General features: G+C 39.8%; 12 protein-coding genes and 5 pseudogenes. 15 read left to right on the plus strand and 2 right to left on the minus strand.

All coding sequences use genetic code 11. The features are described from left to right. The 7 genes and pseudogenes from HT729_RS02920 to HT729_RS02945 form a co-directional block, all read left to right on the plus strand. A pseudogene (locus tag HT729_RS02920) lies at positions 1-428 on the plus strand (transposase family protein); the annotation flags it as partial. Between the two features lie 102 nt (positions 429-530). After that, a pseudogene (locus tag HT729_RS02925) lies at positions 531-638 on the plus strand (IS5/IS1182 family transposase); the annotation flags it as partial. A gap of 9 nt (positions 639-647) precedes the next feature. Beyond that, positions 648-770, plus strand: a pseudogene (locus tag HT729_RS02930) (chromosome partitioning protein ParB); the annotation flags it as partial. A gap of 4 nt (positions 771-774) precedes the next feature. Beyond that, positions 775-1,224 (plus strand): annotated as a pseudogene (locus HT729_RS02935) (GNAT family N-acetyltransferase). A gap of 127 nt (positions 1,225-1,351) precedes the next feature. Further along, the gene (gene rpoE / locus HT729_RS02940; RefSeq protein ID WP_000418403.1) at positions 1,352-1,936 is read left to right on the plus strand and encodes a DNA-directed RNA polymerase subunit delta; all 585 of its coding nucleotides are present in this window, start codon (positions 1,352-1,354) and stop codon (positions 1,934-1,936) included. 135 nt (positions 1,937-2,071) lie between these two features. Further along, positions 2,072-2,197, plus strand: coding sequence for a hypothetical protein (locus tag HT729_RS12350; RefSeq protein ID WP_050315417.1), 126 nt, complete (start codon positions 2,072-2,074; stop codon positions 2,195-2,197). Between the two features lie 128 nt (positions 2,198-2,325). Beyond that, positions 2,326-3,933 (plus strand): CTP synthase, encoded by a 1,608-nt coding sequence (locus tag HT729_RS02945; RefSeq protein ID WP_000105243.1) that lies wholly within the window; start codon positions 2,326-2,328, stop codon positions 3,931-3,933. Between the two features lie 558 nt (positions 3,934-4,491). Here HT729_RS02945 and HT729_RS02950 read toward each other — a convergent pair. Next, positions 4,492-6,123 (minus strand): annotated as a pseudogene (locus tag HT729_RS02950) (Na/Pi cotransporter family protein). Positions 6,124-6,420: 297 nt separating this feature from the next. On the opposite strand from HT729_RS02950, the gene HT729_RS02955 reads away from it, so the two are divergent. The 5 genes from HT729_RS02955 to glnA all read left to right on the plus strand — a co-directional run bounded on the left by HT729_RS02955 (position 6,421) and on the right by glnA (position 15,389). Then, positions 6,421-11,436: a bacterial Ig-like domain-containing protein gene (locus HT729_RS02955; protein WP_172926163.1), complete on the plus strand. Its 5,016-nt coding sequence runs from the start codon at positions 6,421-6,423 to the stop codon at positions 11,434-11,436. An 89-nt stretch (positions 11,437-11,525) separates the two neighbouring features. Next, a complete protein-coding gene (locus tag HT729_RS02960) occupies positions 11,526-12,722 on the plus strand; it encodes a phosphoglycerate kinase (protein WP_001096743.1) in 1,197 nt (398 codons plus the stop codon). Positions 12,723-13,044: 322 nt separating this feature from the next. After that, positions 13,045-13,572, plus strand: coding sequence for an aromatic acid exporter family protein (locus HT729_RS02965; protein WP_000119914.1), 528 nt, complete (start codon positions 13,045-13,047; stop codon positions 13,570-13,572). Between the two features lie 76 nt (positions 13,573-13,648). Then, positions 13,649-14,005, plus strand: coding sequence for a transcriptional repressor GlnR (gene glnR, locus HT729_RS02970; RefSeq protein WP_000659548.1), 357 nt, complete (start codon positions 13,649-13,651; stop codon positions 14,003-14,005). A gap of 37 nt (positions 14,006-14,042) precedes the next feature. Beyond that, positions 14,043-15,389 carry a type I glutamate--ammonia ligase gene (gene glnA, locus HT729_RS02975; RefSeq protein WP_055349657.1) on the plus strand — a complete coding sequence of 449 codons (1,347 nt, stop codon included), beginning with the start codon at positions 14,043-14,045 and terminating at the stop codon, positions 15,387-15,389. Between the two features lie 95 nt (positions 15,390-15,484). Here the strand turns inward: glnA and HT729_RS02980 are convergent, their stop codons facing one another. Further along, positions 15,485-15,604: a hypothetical protein gene (locus HT729_RS02980; protein WP_001808898.1), complete on the minus strand. Its 120-nt coding sequence runs from the start codon at positions 15,602-15,604 to the stop codon at positions 15,485-15,487. On the opposite strand from HT729_RS02980, the gene HT729_RS11900 reads away from it, so the two are divergent. The 3 genes from HT729_RS11900 to HT729_RS02995 form a co-directional block, all read left to right on the plus strand. Beyond that, positions 15,569-15,718: a hypothetical protein gene (locus tag HT729_RS11900; RefSeq protein ID WP_000410533.1), complete on the plus strand. Its 150-nt coding sequence runs from the start codon at positions 15,569-15,571 to the stop codon at positions 15,716-15,718. The genes HT729_RS02980 and HT729_RS11900 overlap by 36 nt on opposite strands. 143 nt (positions 15,719-15,861) lie before the next feature. Continuing rightward, on the plus strand, positions 15,862-15,999 hold the full coding sequence (locus HT729_RS02990; protein WP_001067594.1) for a hypothetical protein: 138 nt from the start codon (positions 15,862-15,864) through the stop codon (positions 15,997-15,999). A gap of 242 nt (positions 16,000-16,241) precedes the next feature. Next, on the plus strand, positions 16,242-16,941 hold a 700-nt coding region (locus HT729_RS02995; protein WP_240164414.1), incomplete at its 3' end, for a restriction endonuclease subunit S.

A 16,941-nucleotide genomic window follows, 5' to 3' on the forward strand; every position in this document is an offset into this window, starting at 1 on the left:
AACTCTTGTTCAAAGTGGTGTTACGATTTCAAGAACTCCTCTCAGTTCTGAGGACACGGTAATGATTGATGCGACGGAAGTAAAAATCAATCGTTCTAAAAAAACAATTAGAGAATGATTCTGGTAAAAAGAAATGCCACGCTATGAAGGCTTAAGCGATTGTCACAAGTCAAGGGAGAATTGTTTCTTTGGAGCTCGCTGTGAACTATTGTCATGATATGAAGTTGTTCAAAATGAGTCGCAGAAATATCGGACAAGCTGGTAAAATCTTGGCTGACAGTGCTTATCAAGGGCTCATGAAGCTATATCCTCAAGCGCAAACTCCGAGGAAATCCAGCAAACTCAAGCTGCTAACAGCTGAAGATAAAGCCTGTAACCATGCGCTATCTAAGGAGAGAATCAAGGTTGAGAATATTTTTGACAGAGTATAGTAGATTGAAACTAGAATAGTACACCTCTACTTCTAAAACATTGTTAGAAATCGATTTGACTGTCTTGATTGATTTGTCCTGTTCTTATTTCATCTCACTATGAAAACGTTTAAAATATTTTCAACAACCTATCGAAATCATCGTAAACGCTTCGGATTACGAATGAATTTGATTGTTGGTATTATCAATCATGAACTAGGATTCTAGTTTTGCAGGAAGTCTATTTACTCTGTTTTTGATTTAGAAGATCGTATCCTAGCTCAAGATGGGTATGAAGCAAAATGGTATAACTGGTGTGATGGTTTTAATCAAGCAGCAACTCTTTTGTTGAAAAGGTAGTGCATTGTGTCTTGTTCCTTATTATAAGGTCAATCATTGTGAGGAAGCTTTTGCTTGGTATCAGGATGTGAACTTGGTTTACCTCGTAGATGGGGTGAAGCTTCCTTACAGTCAAGCGACCTTGGAAGCCATGTATTTCTATTTGGATCGGCATGGTGAGCCTTTTTGGATTGAAGTCAAGGAGAAGGGAGAATGGTTTCCAATTGGGGATATTACACTATCTCAGGATAATCTCCCCATTGTGATTGGGAATTCCGCTTACCAACATCGAGGACTTGGAAAAAAGATTCTAAGTGCTTTGATTGAATTTGCTTGAGTAAAAGGATGGAAAGAATTGAGAGTTAAGGAAATCTACACCTACAATCATGCTTCTAGGAGGTGTTTCAAGTCGCTTGGATTTGTGGAAAATGGAGCAACAGAAAAAGGAAGGAGTTTTATATTGGAATTAGTCTAATCCTGCCACTTTCTCCCCCTTAACCTTTGACTATTCCGCAAAATTATCGTAAAATAAAGAGTAAATGATAAAATGAGGTCAGAGTCTGTTTGCTCTGGCGATAGTAGTATAAATGAGGAGAAACGCTTTGGAATTAGAAGTATTTGCTGGGCAAGAAAAAAGTGAACTATCTATGATTGAGGTAGCGCGTGCTATCTTGGAACTTCGTGGTCGCGATCATGAGATGCATTTTAGCGATCTTGTAAATGAAATTCAAAACTACCTTGGAACATCAAACAGCGATATCCGCGAAGCTTTGCCTTTGTTCTACACAGAGTTGAACTTTGACGGTAGCTTCATCTCACTTGGGGACAACAAATGGGGTCTTCGTTCATGGTATGGTGTGGACGAAATCGACGAAGAAATCATCGCTCTTGAAGAAAATGACGACGATGAAGTAGCACCAAAAGCTAAGAAAAAACGTGTCAATGCCTTTATGGATGGTGATTCAGATGCCATTGACTACAATGCAGATGATCCAGAAGACGAAGATGCATACGAAGCAGATCCAGCTCTTTCATACGATGATGAAAATCCAGATGATGAAAAAAATGAAGTGGAAGCTTATGATGCAGAAATCAACGAAATCGCTCCAGATGACTTGGGAGAAGATGTGGATCTCAACGAAGACGACGAGTTTTCAGATGATGATGCTGAAATCATCGAGGAATAAAAGTTAGCTATTGACAATTATCCTATTTTTAGGTATCATATTGTTCGGGCACCTCTTTTAGAGGTCGGAGCTCCCTAGTTCTTAGGGAGCTATTTTTGTTTTTACAAGAAGTTATCTTCTTGTATTTTATACTCAATGAAAATCAAAGAGCAAACTAGGAAACTAGCCGTAGGCTGCTCAAAACACTGTTTTGAGGTTGTAGATAAGACTGACAAAGTCAGGAACACATATCTACGGCAAGGCGACGTTGACGCGGTTTGAAGAGATTTTCGAAGAGTATTAGTTGTGAATCTGGTGCAGTCGTCCCAGATTATTCTTATTAGTAGGGTCTTGTTTTCTATGTCCCCACGTAGTTAGCAAGACCTTGAGCACTTTAGAAAGAGGAATCTATGTCTACGAAATATATTTTTGTAACTGGTGGTGTGGTATCGTCTATTGGGAAAGGGATTGTGGCAGCGAGTCTGGGCCGTCTCTTGAAAAATCGTGGTCTTAAAGTAACCATTCAAAAATTTGACCCTTATATCAATATTGATCCAGGAACTATGAGTCCTTACCAGCACGGGGAAGTTTTTGTGACAGATGACGGAGCTGAGACAGATTTGGACTTGGGTCACTATGAACGTTTCATCGATATCAATCTCAACAAATATTCCAACGTGACAACTGGTAAAATTTACAGTGAAGTTCTTCGTAAGGAACGTCGTGGAGAATACCTTGGGGCAACTGTTCAGGTTATTCCTCATATCACAGATGCTTTAAAAGAAAAAATCAAGCGTGCCGCTCTAACGACCGACTCTGATGTCATTATCACAGAGGTTGGTGGAACTGTTGGAGATATCGAGTCCTTGCCATTCCTAGAGGCCCTTCGTCAGATGAAGGCGGATGTGGGTGCGGATAATGTTATGTACATCCATACAACCTTGCTTCCTTACCTCAAGGCCGCTGGTGAAATGAAGACCAAACCAACTCAGCACTCTGTAAAAGAATTGCGTGGATTGGGAATCCAACCAAATATGTTGGTGATTCGTACAGAAGAGCCAGCTGGTCAAGGAATTAAAAATAAACTGGCCCAGTTCTGTGATGTGGCACCAGAAGCCGTTATCGAATCGTTGGATGTCGAACATCTTTACCAAATTCCACTGAACTTGCAGGCACAAGGTATGGACCAAATTGTCTGTGACCATTTGAAATTAGACGCACCAGCAGCGGATATGACAGAATGGTCAGCCATGGTGGACAAGGTCATGAACCTCAAGAAACAAGTTAAGATTTCCCTTGTTGGTAAGTATGTGGAGTTGCAAGATGCCTATATCTCAGTGGTCGAAGCCTTGAAACACTCTGGCTATGTCAATGATGTAGAAGTTAAAATCAATTGGGTCAATGCCAATGATGTGACAGCAGAGAATGTAGCAGAACTCTTGTCTGATGCGGACGGGATCATCGTACCAGGTGGTTTTGGTCAACGTGGTACAGAAGGGAAAATCCAAGCCATCCGCTATGCGCGTGAAAATGATGTTCCAATGTTGGGAGTCTGCTTGGGAATGCAGTTGACATGTATCGAATTTGCTCGTCACGTTTTAGGACTCGAAGGTGCCAATTCTGCAGAGCTTGCACCAGAAACAAAATACCCTATCATTGATATCATGCGTGATCAGATTGATGTTGAGGATATGGGGGGAACCCTTCGCTTGGGGCTTTATCCGTCTAAGTTGAAACGTGGCTCTAAGGCAGCAGCTGCTTATCATAATCAAGAAGTGGTGCAACGCCGTCACCGTCACCGTTATGAGTTTAATAATGCCTTCCGTGAGCAGTTTGAGGCAGCAGGTTTTGTCTTTTCAGGAGTTTCTCCAGACAATCGTTTGGTAGAAATCGTGGAAATTCCTGAAAATAAATTCTTTGTAGCTTGTCAGTATCACCCTGAACTGTCAAGCCGTCCAAACCGACCAGAAGAACTCTACACTGCCTTTGTTACTGCAGCGGTTGAGAACAGCAATTAGCAAAATCAGAACCTTTGAGAAAAATCTCAGAGGTTTTTTGCATACGATGATATTGCAGTATATCTGAGGTAGGAGTCCTCTGTATGTACCTGCTACCGTTGAAATCAATAGCGACTCCCTCTTGCCCTGTGCTAGTGAATGGATTTTTCAGTATATTGAAATGAAATAAAATTTGAACAAATTAATTCGGAAAGCCAAATCAATTTCTAGCAAAGTTTTAGGAACTGGATTGTATAGTGAATTGAAATAAGATGTGAACAACTCTATCAGGAAAGTCAAATTAATTTATAGAAATATTTTAGCAGTCAAGATGTACTGTTATAGATTCAATATACTATACTTTTTTAATTTAATCCACTATAATAAAATGAAATAATAACAGGATAAATCGTTCAGGACAGTCAAATCGATTTCTAACAATGTTTTAGAAATAGAGGTGTACTATTCTAGTTTCAATATACTATATATCTGCAGAATACTCTTTCAGTTTCATTCAGCCTAGTCTTGCTTAGGAAAAAGCAAAAAGCCATCCAATTATGATGGATAGCTTCTTGGTTCTTAGATTTGTTCTGCAAAAACCTTTTCAGCAAGGTTCATAGCGTGGTCTGATACACGAGTGTAGTGTGAGATGATGTCTATAAAGTTGACCCCAGCTTGTGTTGAACATTCGCCCTTGTTGAGGCGTTTGATGTGGGTTTTTCTGAGAACACGTTCTATCTTATTGATTGCTTCATGACGTTCTACAAGACTGCGTGCTTTTTCAATATCATTGTTTTCCACACTATCCAGAGCATCTTTGATAAAGTCACTAGTTTGACGATAAACTTCCTCTAATTCTTTCAAGGCGGCATCAGAAAATTCAACATTTTTACGTTGAAGATAGTCAGTCAGATTGAGTAGAGCCTCCGCGTGGTCTCCAATCCGTTCCAAATCACGGGAGGAATCAAGGATATTGGTGAGCACTTCGCTTTCTTTTTGACTGAGAGCTTCGCTTGAAAGGGCAATGAGATAACGTGTTAATTGCTCATCGATGGTGTTAATGGCTTCTTCGGTTTTATGCCCTTTTTCAGCAACTTTTTCATCCAAGTCAATGATATACTTATAGGAAAGGTCAAAGGCTTTGGCAGCGTAGTTTCCTAAATGCAAGAGCTCTTTCTTAGCATTTCCGAGAGCGATAGATGGGGCTTGTTTGATGAAATGCTCATCAAGATATAAGGGTTCATATTTGACAACCTCGTCCTCTCCAGGAATAATCTTGGTTACAAAGTAAGCCAGAGCTCCGATAAATGGAAATTGGACAATGGTATTGGTAATATTAAAGGTTCCGTGAGCAAAGGCGATGGTCATTTCTGGTGCTAGATTTAGCGTAGCTTCAAACCAATGAATCAGGGCTGTAAAAGGAACTAGAAAAATAACGCAGACGACTGTTCCGATAACGTTGAAGGCAACATGAGCTCCTGCTACCCGTTTAGCTGCAATATTAGCACCTAAAGAGGCAATGATGGCTGTAATGGTTGTCCCGATATTGTCACCAAATAGAACTGGCAAAGCTCCTTGCAGGTCAATGAGATTGCTGGCGTAGAGGTTTTGTAAAATCCCGATGGTAGCCGAGGAAGCTTGAATCAGTAAGGTCAAGCCGGTACCGACAAAGACACCCAAAACAGGATTCTTACTTAGCTCAATCATATAGTCCTTAAAGACCTGTAAATCCTTGAGTGGAGCCATTGCACCGCTCATAAGATTGAGGGCAAAAAAGATACCACCGACACCAAAGAGGATGCGTCCGATATTATTGACTGTCCGATTTTTCGTAAAAAAGAGACAGACAGCATCGATAAAGAGCATAGGTAGGGCATAGTCACCTAGTTTAAACCCAATAAGAAAGGATGTGACTGTTGTCCCGATATTAGCCCCCATGACAATTCCGATAGCCTGACGTAAGGTTAGGAGACCGGCACTGACCAGGCCGACTGTGATAACTGTTACACCAGAACTAGACTGAATTAGAGCAGTCATCCCAATACCAACCAGAACTCAAAAGAAAGGATTACTAGTATATTTGTCAATGTAAAAACGAAGGCGATCTCCAGCAGCTTGTTGTAAACCGTCTCCCATGGTCTTGATACTATATAAGAATAGCCCCAGACCACCTAAAAAGTGAAATAAAATTTCCTGCCAATTAATGGACATTTCTTTTTCCTCCGAAAAATAATCGCGGAATATCTCCTATTCTATTTTAAAGGATAAAAGTAAATCTAACAAGTGTTAAGGTCAAGTTTGTAAAAGAAAATTATACTTGATAAGTGTATTATTTTTAAGAGTTTTTAACCTTATTTTAGATTTGTGAAAACAGCTATTGTTTTTTGTCAAAAAATGCTTTAGGATAAAAATGTGATTATCTTGATCCCTGTGATTGGGATAAAAATTTTACAAAGAAAGTTAAGTGCTTTCTTTTGCGTAACAAAATCAATCTTTTAGGAGGAGAAAATGAAGAATCCATTTTTTGAAAGACGTTGTCGTTACAGTATTCGTAAGTTATCAGTAGGGGCTTGCTCACTGATGATTGGGGCTGTTTTATTTGCTAGTCCAGCCTTGGCAGAAGAAACTGCAGTTCCTGAAAATAGCGGAACCAATACAGAGCTTGTTTCAGGAGAGAGTGAGCATCCAACTAATGAAGCTGACAAGCAGCATGAAGGAGAACATGCTAGAGAAAATAAGCCAGAAAAGGCAGAAGGAGTAGCGACAGCATCTGAAACTGCTTCGCCAGCAAGCAATGAAGCTGCAACTACTGAAACCGCAGAAGTAGCTAGCGTAGCTAAACCAGAGGAAAAAGCAAGTGAGGTGGCTGCAGAAACACCATCTGCAGAAGCAAAACCTAAGTCTGAAAAGGAAATAGAAGCAAAGCCCGAAGCAACTAGCCAAGGGGATGAGTCTAAGCCAGCAGCAGAAGCTAATAAGACTGAAAAAGAAGTCCAGCCAGATGTCCCTAAAAATACGGAAAAAACATTAAAACCAAAGGAAATCAAATTTAATTCTTGGGATGAATTGTTGAAATGGGAACCAGGAGCTCGTGAAGATGACGCTATTAACCGCGGATCTGTTGCCCTCGCTTCACGTCGGACAGGTCATTTGGTCAATGAAAAAGCTAGTAAGGAAGCAAAAGTACAAGCCCTATCTAACACCAATTCTAAAGCAAAAGACCACGCTTCTGTTGGTGGAGAAGAGTTCAAGGCCTATGCTTTTGACTATTGGCAATATCTAGATTCAATGGTCTTCTGGGAAGGTCTTGTACCAACGCCTGACGTTATTGATGCAGGTCACCGTAACGGGGTTCCTGTATATGGTACACTCTTCTTCAACTGGTCAAATAGTATTGCTGATCAAGAAAAATTTGCTGAAGCTTTGAAGCAAGACGCAGATGGTAGCTTTCCAATTGCCCGTAAATTGGTAGATATGGCCAAGTATTATGGCTATGATGGCTATTTCATTAACCAAGAAACAACTGGGGATTTGGTTGAACCTCTTGGAGAAAAGATGCGCCAGTTTATGCTCTATACCAAGGAGTATGCTGCTAAGGTAAACCATCCAATCAAGTATTCTTGGTACGATGCCATGACTTATAACTATGGACGTTACCACCAAGATGGTTTGGGAGAATACAACTACCAATTCATGCAACCTGAAGGAGATAAGGTTCCAGCAGACAACTTCTTTGCTAACTTTAACTGGACCAAAGAGAAGAATGATTACTCTGTAGCTATGGCCAAATGGCTAGAGCGTAGCCAGTACGATGTCTTTGCAGGATTGGAATTGCAACAGGGTGGTTCTTATAAGACTAAAGTGAAATGGGATGCCCTTTTAGATGAAAATGGCAAACTTCGCTTGTCACTTGGTCTCTTTGCGCCAGATACTATTACAAGTCTTGGCAAGACAGGCGAAGACTATCATAAGAACGAAGATATATTCTTTACAGGTTACCAAGGTGATCCTACTGGCCAAAAACCAGGTGACAAAGATTGGTATGGTATTGCTAATCTAGTTGCGGACCGCACGCCAGCAGTAGGTAATACTTTTACTACTTCTTTTAATACCGGTCATGGTAGAAAATGGTTCGTAGATGGTAAGGTTTCTAAGGATTCTGAGTGGAATTACCGTTCAGTTTCAGGTGTTCTTCCAACATGGCGCTGGTGGCAAAAATCAACTGGTGATAAGTTGAAAGCAAGCTATGATTTTGAAGATGCTTATAATGGTGGAACTTCTCTTAAATTTGCAGGGGATCTTTCAGGTGCGACCAAGCAAGATGTGAATTTGTACTCTACTCGCTTGAAGGTGACAGATACAACAAAATTGCATGTTGCCCACAAAGGAGGCAAAGGGACCAAGGTTTATGTAGAATTTGCAACCAAGAAAGATTATACCTACGGTGATGAAGCTGCCCGTAAAGAATTGACAGTTTCAGATAACTGGACTACCGATGATTTTGATTTGAGCGCCTTGGCAGGTAAAACAATTTACGGTATTAAACTCTATTTTGAAAATGACAAAGACTTAAAAGGTTATCAATTTAACCTGGGGCAATTGACCATCAGCAATAATCAAGATGCTCCTCAGGCACCAACCACAGTAGCTGTAGCCAAACAAGTCCTTAAAAATGCCCAAGAAGCGGAAGCAGTTGTACAATTTACTGGTCATAAAGATGCTGATTTCTATGAAGTCTATGAAAAGGATGGCGATGCTTGGCGCCTATTGACAGGTTCATCTGCAACTACGATCTACCTACCAAAAGTTAGCCGCTCAGCTAGTGCGACTGGTACTAGTCAGGAGTTGAAGGTTGTTGCAGTTGGTAAGAATGGCCTTCGTTCTGAAGCAGCAACTACAAACTTTGAGTGGGGGATGACTGTCCAAGACACAAGTCTTCCAAGACCTCTAGCAGAAAACATCGTTCCAGGGGCTACTGTTATCGGAAGTACCTTCCCAGATACAGAAGGTGGAGAAGGTATCGAAGGTATGTTGAATGGGACCATCACCAGTCTATCTGACAAATGGTCTTCTTCTCAATTAAGTGGTAGCGTTGATATTCGTTTGACACAACCACGCCGTGTTGTGAGATGGGTCATGGATCATGCTGGAGCTGGTGGAGAATCTGTCAACGATGGTTTGATGAACACCAAAGACTTTGACCTCTATTATAAAGATGCGGATGGTCAATGGAAGTTGGCTAAGGAAGTCCGTGGCAATAAAGCTCATGTTACAGATATTACCCTTGATAAACCTATCACAGCTCAAGATTGGCGCTTAAATGTTGTCACTTCTGACAATGGAACTCCATGGAAGGCTATTCGTATCTATAACTGGAAAATGTATGAAAAGCTTGATACTGAGAGTGTCAATATTCCGATGGCCAAGGCTGCAGCCCGTTCTCTAGGCAATAACAAGGTACAGGTTGGTTTTGCGGATGTACCAGCTGGAGCAACCATTACCGTTTATGACAATCCAAATTCTCAAACTCCGCTTGCAACCTTGAAGAGCGAAGTTGGAGGAGACCTAGCAAGTGCACCATTGGATTTGACAAATCAATCTGGTCTTCTGTACTATCGTACCCAGTTTCCAGGCAAGGAAATTAGTAATGTCCTAGCAGTTTCCGTTCCAAAAGATGACAGAAAAATCAAGTCAGTCAGCCTAGAGACAGGGCCTAAGAAAACAAGCTACGCCGAAGGGGAGGATTTGGACCTTAGAGGTGGTGTTCTTCGAGTTCAGTATGAAGGGGGAGCTGAGGACGAACTCATTCGCCTAACTCACGCAGGTGTATCAGTATCAGGATTTGACACGCATCATAAGGGAGAACAAAATCTTACTCTCCAATACTTGGGACAACCAGTAAATGCGAATTTGTCAGTGACTGTTACTAGTCAAGATGAAGCAAGTCCGAAAACTATTTTGAGAATTGAAGTAAGTCAGGAACCGAAAAAAGATTACCTAGTTGGTGATAGCTTAGACTTGTCTGAAGGACGCTTTGCAGTGGCTTATAGCAATGACACCATGGAAGAACATTCCTTTACTGATGAGGGAGTTGAAATTTCTGGTTACGATGCTCAAAAGACTGGTCGTCAAACCTTGACGCTTCGTTACCAAGGTCATAAAGTCAACTTTGATGTTTTGGTATCTCCAAAAGCAGCATTGAACGATGAGTACCTTAAACAAAAATTAGCAGAAGTTGAAGTGGCTAAGAACAAGGTGGTCTATAACTTTGCTTCACCAGAAGTAAAAGAAGCCTTCTTGAAAGCAATTGAAGCGGCTGAACAAGTGTTGAAAGACCATGAAACTAGTACCCAAGATCAGGTTAATGACCGTCTTAATAAATTGACAGAAGCTCATAAAGCTCTGAATGGTCAAGAGAAATTTACGGAAGAAAAGACAGAACTTGATCGCTTAACAGGTGAGGCTCAAGAACTCTTGGCTGCCAAACCAAACCATCCTTCAGGTTCTGCCCTAGCTCCTCTTCTTGAGAAAAACAAGGCCTTGGTTGAAAAAGTAGATTTGAGCCCAGAAGAGCTTGCAACAGCGAAACAGAGTTTGAAAGATCTGGTTGCCTTATTGAAAGAAGACAAGCTAGCAGTCTTTTCTGATAGTAAAACAGGTGTTGAAGTGCACTTCTCAAATAAAGAGAAGACTGTCATCAAGGGCTTGAAAGTAGAGCGTGTTCAAGCAAGTGCTGAAGAGAAGAAATACTTTGCTGGAGAAGATGCTCATGTCTTTGAAATAGAAGGTCTAGATGAAAAAGGTCAAGACGTTGATCTTTCTTACGCTTCTATTGTGAAAATTCCAATTGAAAAAGATAAGAAAGTGAAGAGAGTATTCTTCTTACCTGGAGGCAAAGAGGCAGTGGAATTGGCTTTTGAACAAACGGATAGTCATGTTATCTTTACAGCACCACACTTTACTCATTATGCCTTTGTTTATGAATCTGCTGAGAAACCACGAGTAGAATCTAATGGTGCAAATGACCTTGTTACTATCTCAACTAAACCAGAACAACAAAACATAGTCCTTCCAAAAACTACTAATCAACCGGCTTCTGATCAACAAAAGGCTCCTAAATTGGAAGTTCAAGAGGAAAAGGTTGCCTTTGACCGTCAAGAGCATGAAAATGCTGATATACTAGTTGGGGAACAACGAGTCATCATACAGGGACGAGATGGTCTGTTGAGACATGTCTTTGAAGTTGATGAAAACGGTCAGCGTCGTCTTCGTTCAACAGAAGTCATCCAAGAGGCGATTCCAGAAATTGTTGAAATTGGAACAAAAGTAAAAACAGAACCAGCAGTAGCGCCTACACAAGAAAAACCAGCCCAAAATACAGCAGTTAAATCAGAAGAAGCAGGCAAACAATTGCCAAATACAGGAACTGCTGATGCCAATGAAGCCCTAATAGCAGGATTGGCAAGCCTTGGTCTTGCTAGTTTAGCATTGACATTGAAACAGAAAAAAGAAGATGAAGATTAAATATCGAAAAATCTTGTGAAATCTTTCCTTATATTTCCAAAGTGTGATATAATAGTTTCGAATAAAATAAATAAAGGGGTTTTTGTAACATGGCAAAACTTACTGTTAAAGACGTTGACTTGAAAGGTAAAAAAGTCCTCGTTCGTGTTGACTTCAACGTACCATTGAAAGATGGCGTAATCACTAACGACAACCGTATCACAGCAGCTCTTCCAACTATTAAGTACATCATCGAACAAGGTGGACGTGCAATTCTTTTCTCTCACCTTGGACGTGTGAAAGAAGAAGCTGATAAAGCTGGTAAATCACTTGCTCCTGTAGCAGCTGACTTGGCAGCTAAATTGGGTCAAGATGTTGTGTTCCCAGGTGTAACTCGTGGTGCTGAATTGGAAGCAGCGATCAACGCTCTTGAAGATGGACAAGTTCTCTTGGTTGAAAACACTCGTTACGAAGATGTTGACGGCAAGAAAGAATCTAAAAACGATCCTGAACTTGGTAAATACTGGGCATCACTTGGAGATGGTATCTTCGTAAACGATGCATTCGGTACAGCTCACCGTGCACACGCATCTAACGTTGGTATCTCAGCAAACGTTGAAAAAGCAGTTGCTGGATTCCTTCTTGAAAACGAAATTGCCTACATCCAAGAAGCAGTTGAAACTCCAGAACGTCCATTCGTAGCAATCCTTGGTGGTTCAAAAGTTTCAGACAAGATTGGTGTTATCGAAAACTTGCTTGAAAAAGCTGATAAAGTCCTTATCGGTGGTGGTATGACTTATACATTCTATAAAGCACAAGGTATCGAAATCGGGAACTCACTTGTAGAAGAAGACAAATTGGATGTTGCGAAAGCTCTTCTTGAAAAAGCAAACGGTAAATTGATCTTGCCAGTTGACTCAAAAGAAGCAAACGCATTTGCTGGTTACACTGAAGTGCGTGACACTGAAGGTGAAGCAGTTTCTGAAGGCTTCCTTGGTCTTGACATCGGTCCAAAATCTATCGCTAAATTTGACGAAGCTTTGACTGGTGCCAAAACAGTTGTATGGAACGGACCTATGGGTGTATTTGAAAACCCAGACTTCCAAGCTGGTACAATCGGTGTGATGGACGCTATCGTGAAACAACCAGGTGTTAAATCAATCATCGGTGGTGGTGACTCAGCTGCCGCAGCAATCAACCTTGGTCGTGCAGACAAGTTCTCATGGATCTCTACTGGTGGTGGAGCATCAATGGAACTTCTTGAAGGTAAAGTATTGCCAGGTTTGGCTGCACTTACAGAAAAATAATTTCAGCCCGTTAGTCTCTACAAAATCCTGATTTTGTAGAAAAGGAAGAAAACTGAAACGTTAACAAAAAGGTGGCTATGTCACCTTTTTGTGTTAGTGTAGGTATTTGTGACGCGGTGGTGGAGCATCAATGGAACTTCTCGAAGGTAAAGTTCTTCCAGGACTTGCAGCCTTGACAGAAAAATAAGATTTTATAAACAAATCAAAGAAGAGAGGGGTGAAAGTTCCTCTTTTCTTTTGCTCAAAATAAAAACGCTTCCTCTCAACTATTCCTCATAAAAATCACCGATTTATGATAAAATGGAAATAGAAAGTTGAGATTATGAGTTATTTTAAAAAATATAAATTCGATAAATCCCAGTTCAAACTTGGTATGCGAACCTTTAAAACAGGTATTGCTGTTTTTCTAGTTCTCTTGATTTTTGGCTTTTTTGGTTGGAAAGGTCTTCAAATTGGTGCTTTGACAGCCGTTTTTAGCCTGAGGGAGAGTTTTGATAAGAGTGTCCATTTTGGGACTTCGCGTATTCTAGGAAATAGTATCGGTGGCCTCTATGCCTTGGTTTTCTTCCTAATAAATAGTTTTTTCCACGAAGCCTTTTGGGTAACCTTAGTTGTTGTTCCAATCTGCACCATGTTAACTATTATGACAAATGTAGCCATGAATAACAAAGCAGGGGTTATTGGTGGTGTAGCAGCTATGTTAATTATTACACTATCGATCCCGAGTGGGGAAACGATTTTGTACGTGTTTGCGCGTGTATCAGAAACTTTCATGGGAGTTTTTGTCGCAATTCTCGTAAATTACGATATTGATCGTATTCGGCTCTTTTTAGAGAAAAAAGAAAAATAATGTTACATTTTATAACATTATCAATTGACGTTTGTCTTTTTTTAGACTATAATAGACAGAAAGAAGGAAATTGTAAATGAAGGAAAAAGAATTTCGCCGAAATATGGCTGTTTTTCCTATCGGCAGTGTTATGAAGTTGACCGATCTATCGGCGCGTCAGATTCGTTATTATGAAGATCAAGAGTTGATTAAGCCTGATCGAAACGAAGGGAACCGTCGCATGTATTCCTTGAATGACATGGATCGTCTGCTTGAAATCAAAGATTATATCTCTGAAGGTTATAATATCGCTGCCATTAAGAAAAAATATGCTGAACGTGAAGCGAAATCCAAGAAAGCGGTTAGTCAGACTGAAGTACGTCGTGCACTTCACAATGAACTCCTCCAACAGGGTCGCTTTGCTTCAGTACGGTCACCTTTTGGTCGCGGTTAGGCAACCGCAAGTAGTCATACATTTAAGGAGAAAACTCATGCCAATCACAGCTGCAGATATTCGTCGTGAAGTCAAGGAAAAAAATGTTACCTTTATCCGTCTCATGTTCTCAGATATTTTGGGAACCATGAAAAACGTCGAAATTCCTGCTACAGATGAACAGTTAGATAAAGTCTTGTCAAACAAGGCTATGTTTGATGGATCTTCTATTGAAGGTTTTGTACGTATCAATGAGTCGGATATGTACTTGTACCCTGATTTGGATACATGGACAGTCTTCCCGTGGGGAGATGAAAATGGAAGTGTTGCAGGTTTGATCTGTGATGTCTATACAACAGAAGGTGAACCATTTGCAGGTGACCCTCGTGGCAATTTGAAACGTGCTCTTCGTCACATGGAAGAAGTAGGATTCAAATCCTTCAATCTTGGACCAGAGCCAGAATTCTTCTTATTTAAACTGGATGAAAATGGAGACCCAACACTTGAGGTGAATGACAAGGGTGGCTACTTTGATTTGGCACCTACTGATCTTGCGGACAACACACGTCGTGAGATTGTGAATGTCTTGACCAAAATGGGATTTGAAGTAGAAGCCAGTCACCACGAGGTTGCGGTTGGACAACATGAGATTGACTTCAAGTACGATGAAGTTCTCCGTGCTTGTGATAAGATTCAAATCTTTAAACTTGTTGTTAAAACCATTGCTCGCAAACATGGGCTTTACGCAACCTTTATGGCCAAACCAAAATTTGGTATTGCCGGATCAGGTATGCACTGTAATATGTCCTTGTTTGATGCAGAAGGAAACAATTCCTTCTTTGATCCAAATGATCCAAAAGGAATGCAGTTGTCAGAAACGGCCTACCATTTCCTCGGTGGTTTGATCAAACATGCCTACAACTATACTGCCATCATGAACCCAACGGTTAACTCATACAAACGTTTGGTTCCAGGTTATGAAGCGCCTGTTTACATTGCTTGGGCTGGTCGTAACCGTTCGCCACTTGTGCGCGTACCTGCTTCACGCGGTATGGGAACTCGTCTTGAGTTGCGTTCAGTGGATCCGATGGCAAACCCATACATCGCTATGGCAGTTCTATTGGAAGTTGGTTTGCATGGTATTGAAAATAAAATCGAAGCACCAGCTCCTATTGAAGAAAATATTTACATCATGACAGCAGAAGAGCGTAAGGAAGCTGGTATTACAGACCTTCCATCAACTCTTCACAACGCTTTGAAAGCTTTGACAGAAGATGAGGTTGTCAGAGCGGCTCTTGGAGAACATATCTATACTAGTTTCCTTGAAGCCAAGCGAATCGAATGGGCAAGTTATGCAACCTTCGTTTCACAATGGGAAATTGATAATTATTTAGACCTTTACTAATACTAATATAGAAGAAAGATTGCCTGAGGGCAAACAGTCACACAGCAGTCTAAGCCATCAAATACCTATAACCCTTAAAATAGCGATTTCGGTCGCTATTTATTTTTCGAAAAATCCTCTTGACTCTTTTGCGAATTAGATTTATCATCAGACGTGTAGAAGAAAATTAAGGAGTCACTATGGAAAAATTCAATTTCAAAAACAATATCGGGCAAGAAAACAAGTTACTTCAAATCGAAATCTACAAGTTTACTAACTTTTGCAAGCTTCAAAATTACACATCTGTAAATATTTTTTCGAAAGATATATTTGAAGCCATAGTAAATTGAGACTAGAATAGTACACTACATCTGCTAAAAATTTCTAGAAACTAATTTAACTTTCCTAATCGATTTGTTTACATCTTATTTCAATCTACTATATTATCTCAATAAATGATGATGGAGACTGTTTTGTTTGTGCTTGTCGATTTTTGAATCCTGATCGAGCGGAAGAATATTTCTACCGAGGTTGCCAAGGGGAAAATCCTGAAGATATTGAATTTTATGATGAACAATTACAGGCAGAAAAGGTGGAGGTTTTAAGTATTCGATTGGAAGTAAAAAATTGAATTATCTACAATCTCATCAACAATAAACCTATTTCAACCCCATTATCTATAGGCGTATTTTTACGCCTTTTTATATACTTGAAGCACATAAGAAACATTATGGGAAGTTTGCTGATGGAAGTATAAAAGAGTTTAAACATAATATACCTAAAGGATGGGCCATAGTTTATTTACCAGACATTTGTGCATTAGAGGACGGCTCAATAAAAAGAGGTCCTTTTGGTAGTTCTATAACAAAGTCAATGTTTGTTCCGAAAGGAGAACATACATATAAGGTTTATGAACAAGGTAATGCTATAAGAAAAACTATAGATTATGGAGACTATTGGTTAAAAGAGAGTGATTATATACGTTTAAAAAATTTTTCAATAAAAGCAGGAGATATTTTAATATCTTGTGCAGGTACTATTGGAGAAATCTTTCAAATACCTTCAAATTATTATAATGGAGTTATAAATCAAGCATTATTAAAACTTACGTTAAACTCAGATATAATAGATTCACAGTATTTTAAATGGATGTTTACGAGTTTGATTAATACACTAAAAGAGCATTCTATAGGTTCAGCGATAAAAAATTTAGCTTCAATAAAATTTTTAAAATATGAAGTTCCTATGTTATTGCCTCCACTATCCGAACAACAACGAATAGTAGAAGCAATCGAATCAGCTTTAGAAAGAGTAGATGAGTACGCTAAAAGTTATAATAGACTCGAACAGCTAGATAAAGAATTTCCAGATAAACTAAAAAAATCTATTCTTCAATATGCTATGCAAGGAAAATTAGTTGAACAAGACCCAAATGATGAATCAGTCGAAGTTTTACTTGAAAAAATACGAGCAGAAAAACAAAAACTCTTTGAAGAAGGCAAGATTAAAAAGAAAGATTTGGACATTTCTATTGTTTCCCAAGGAGATGATAACTCTTATTATGAGGAAGATA

It is taken from the genome of Streptococcus sp. 79 (assembly GCF_013277425.1).
In the GTDB taxonomy this organism is placed as follows: Bacteria; Bacillota; Bacilli; order Lactobacillales; family Streptococcaceae; genus Streptococcus; species Streptococcus pseudopneumoniae.

Bases quoted from the DNA above. Each gene is read 5' to 3' on its own strand.
- glnR (WP_000659548.1), top strand. From the start codon at position 13,649: ATGAAGGAAAAAGAATTTCGCCGAAATATGGCTGTTTTTCCTATCGGC.
- HT729_RS02945 (WP_000105243.1), top strand. From the start codon at position 2,326: ATGTCTACGAAATATATTTTTGTAACTGGTGGTGTGGTATCGTCTATT.
- HT729_RS12350 (WP_050315417.1), top strand. From the start codon at position 2,072: ATGAAAATCAAAGAGCAAACTAGGAAACTAGCCGTAGGCTGCTCAAAA.
- HT729_RS02955 (WP_172926163.1), top strand. From the start codon at position 6,421: ATGAAGAATCCATTTTTTGAAAGACGTTGTCGTTACAGTATTCGTAAG.
- HT729_RS02960 (WP_001096743.1), top strand. From the start codon at position 11,526: ATGGCAAAACTTACTGTTAAAGACGTTGACTTGAAAGGTAAAAAAGTC.
- HT729_RS11900 (WP_000410533.1), top strand. From the start codon at position 15,569: ATGGAAAAATTCAATTTCAAAAACAATATCGGGCAAGAAAACAAGTTA.
- HT729_RS02965 (WP_000119914.1), top strand. From the start codon at position 13,045: ATGAGTTATTTTAAAAAATATAAATTCGATAAATCCCAGTTCAAACTT.
- glnA (WP_055349657.1), top strand. From the start codon at position 14,043: ATGCCAATCACAGCTGCAGATATTCGTCGTGAAGTCAAGGAAAAAAAT.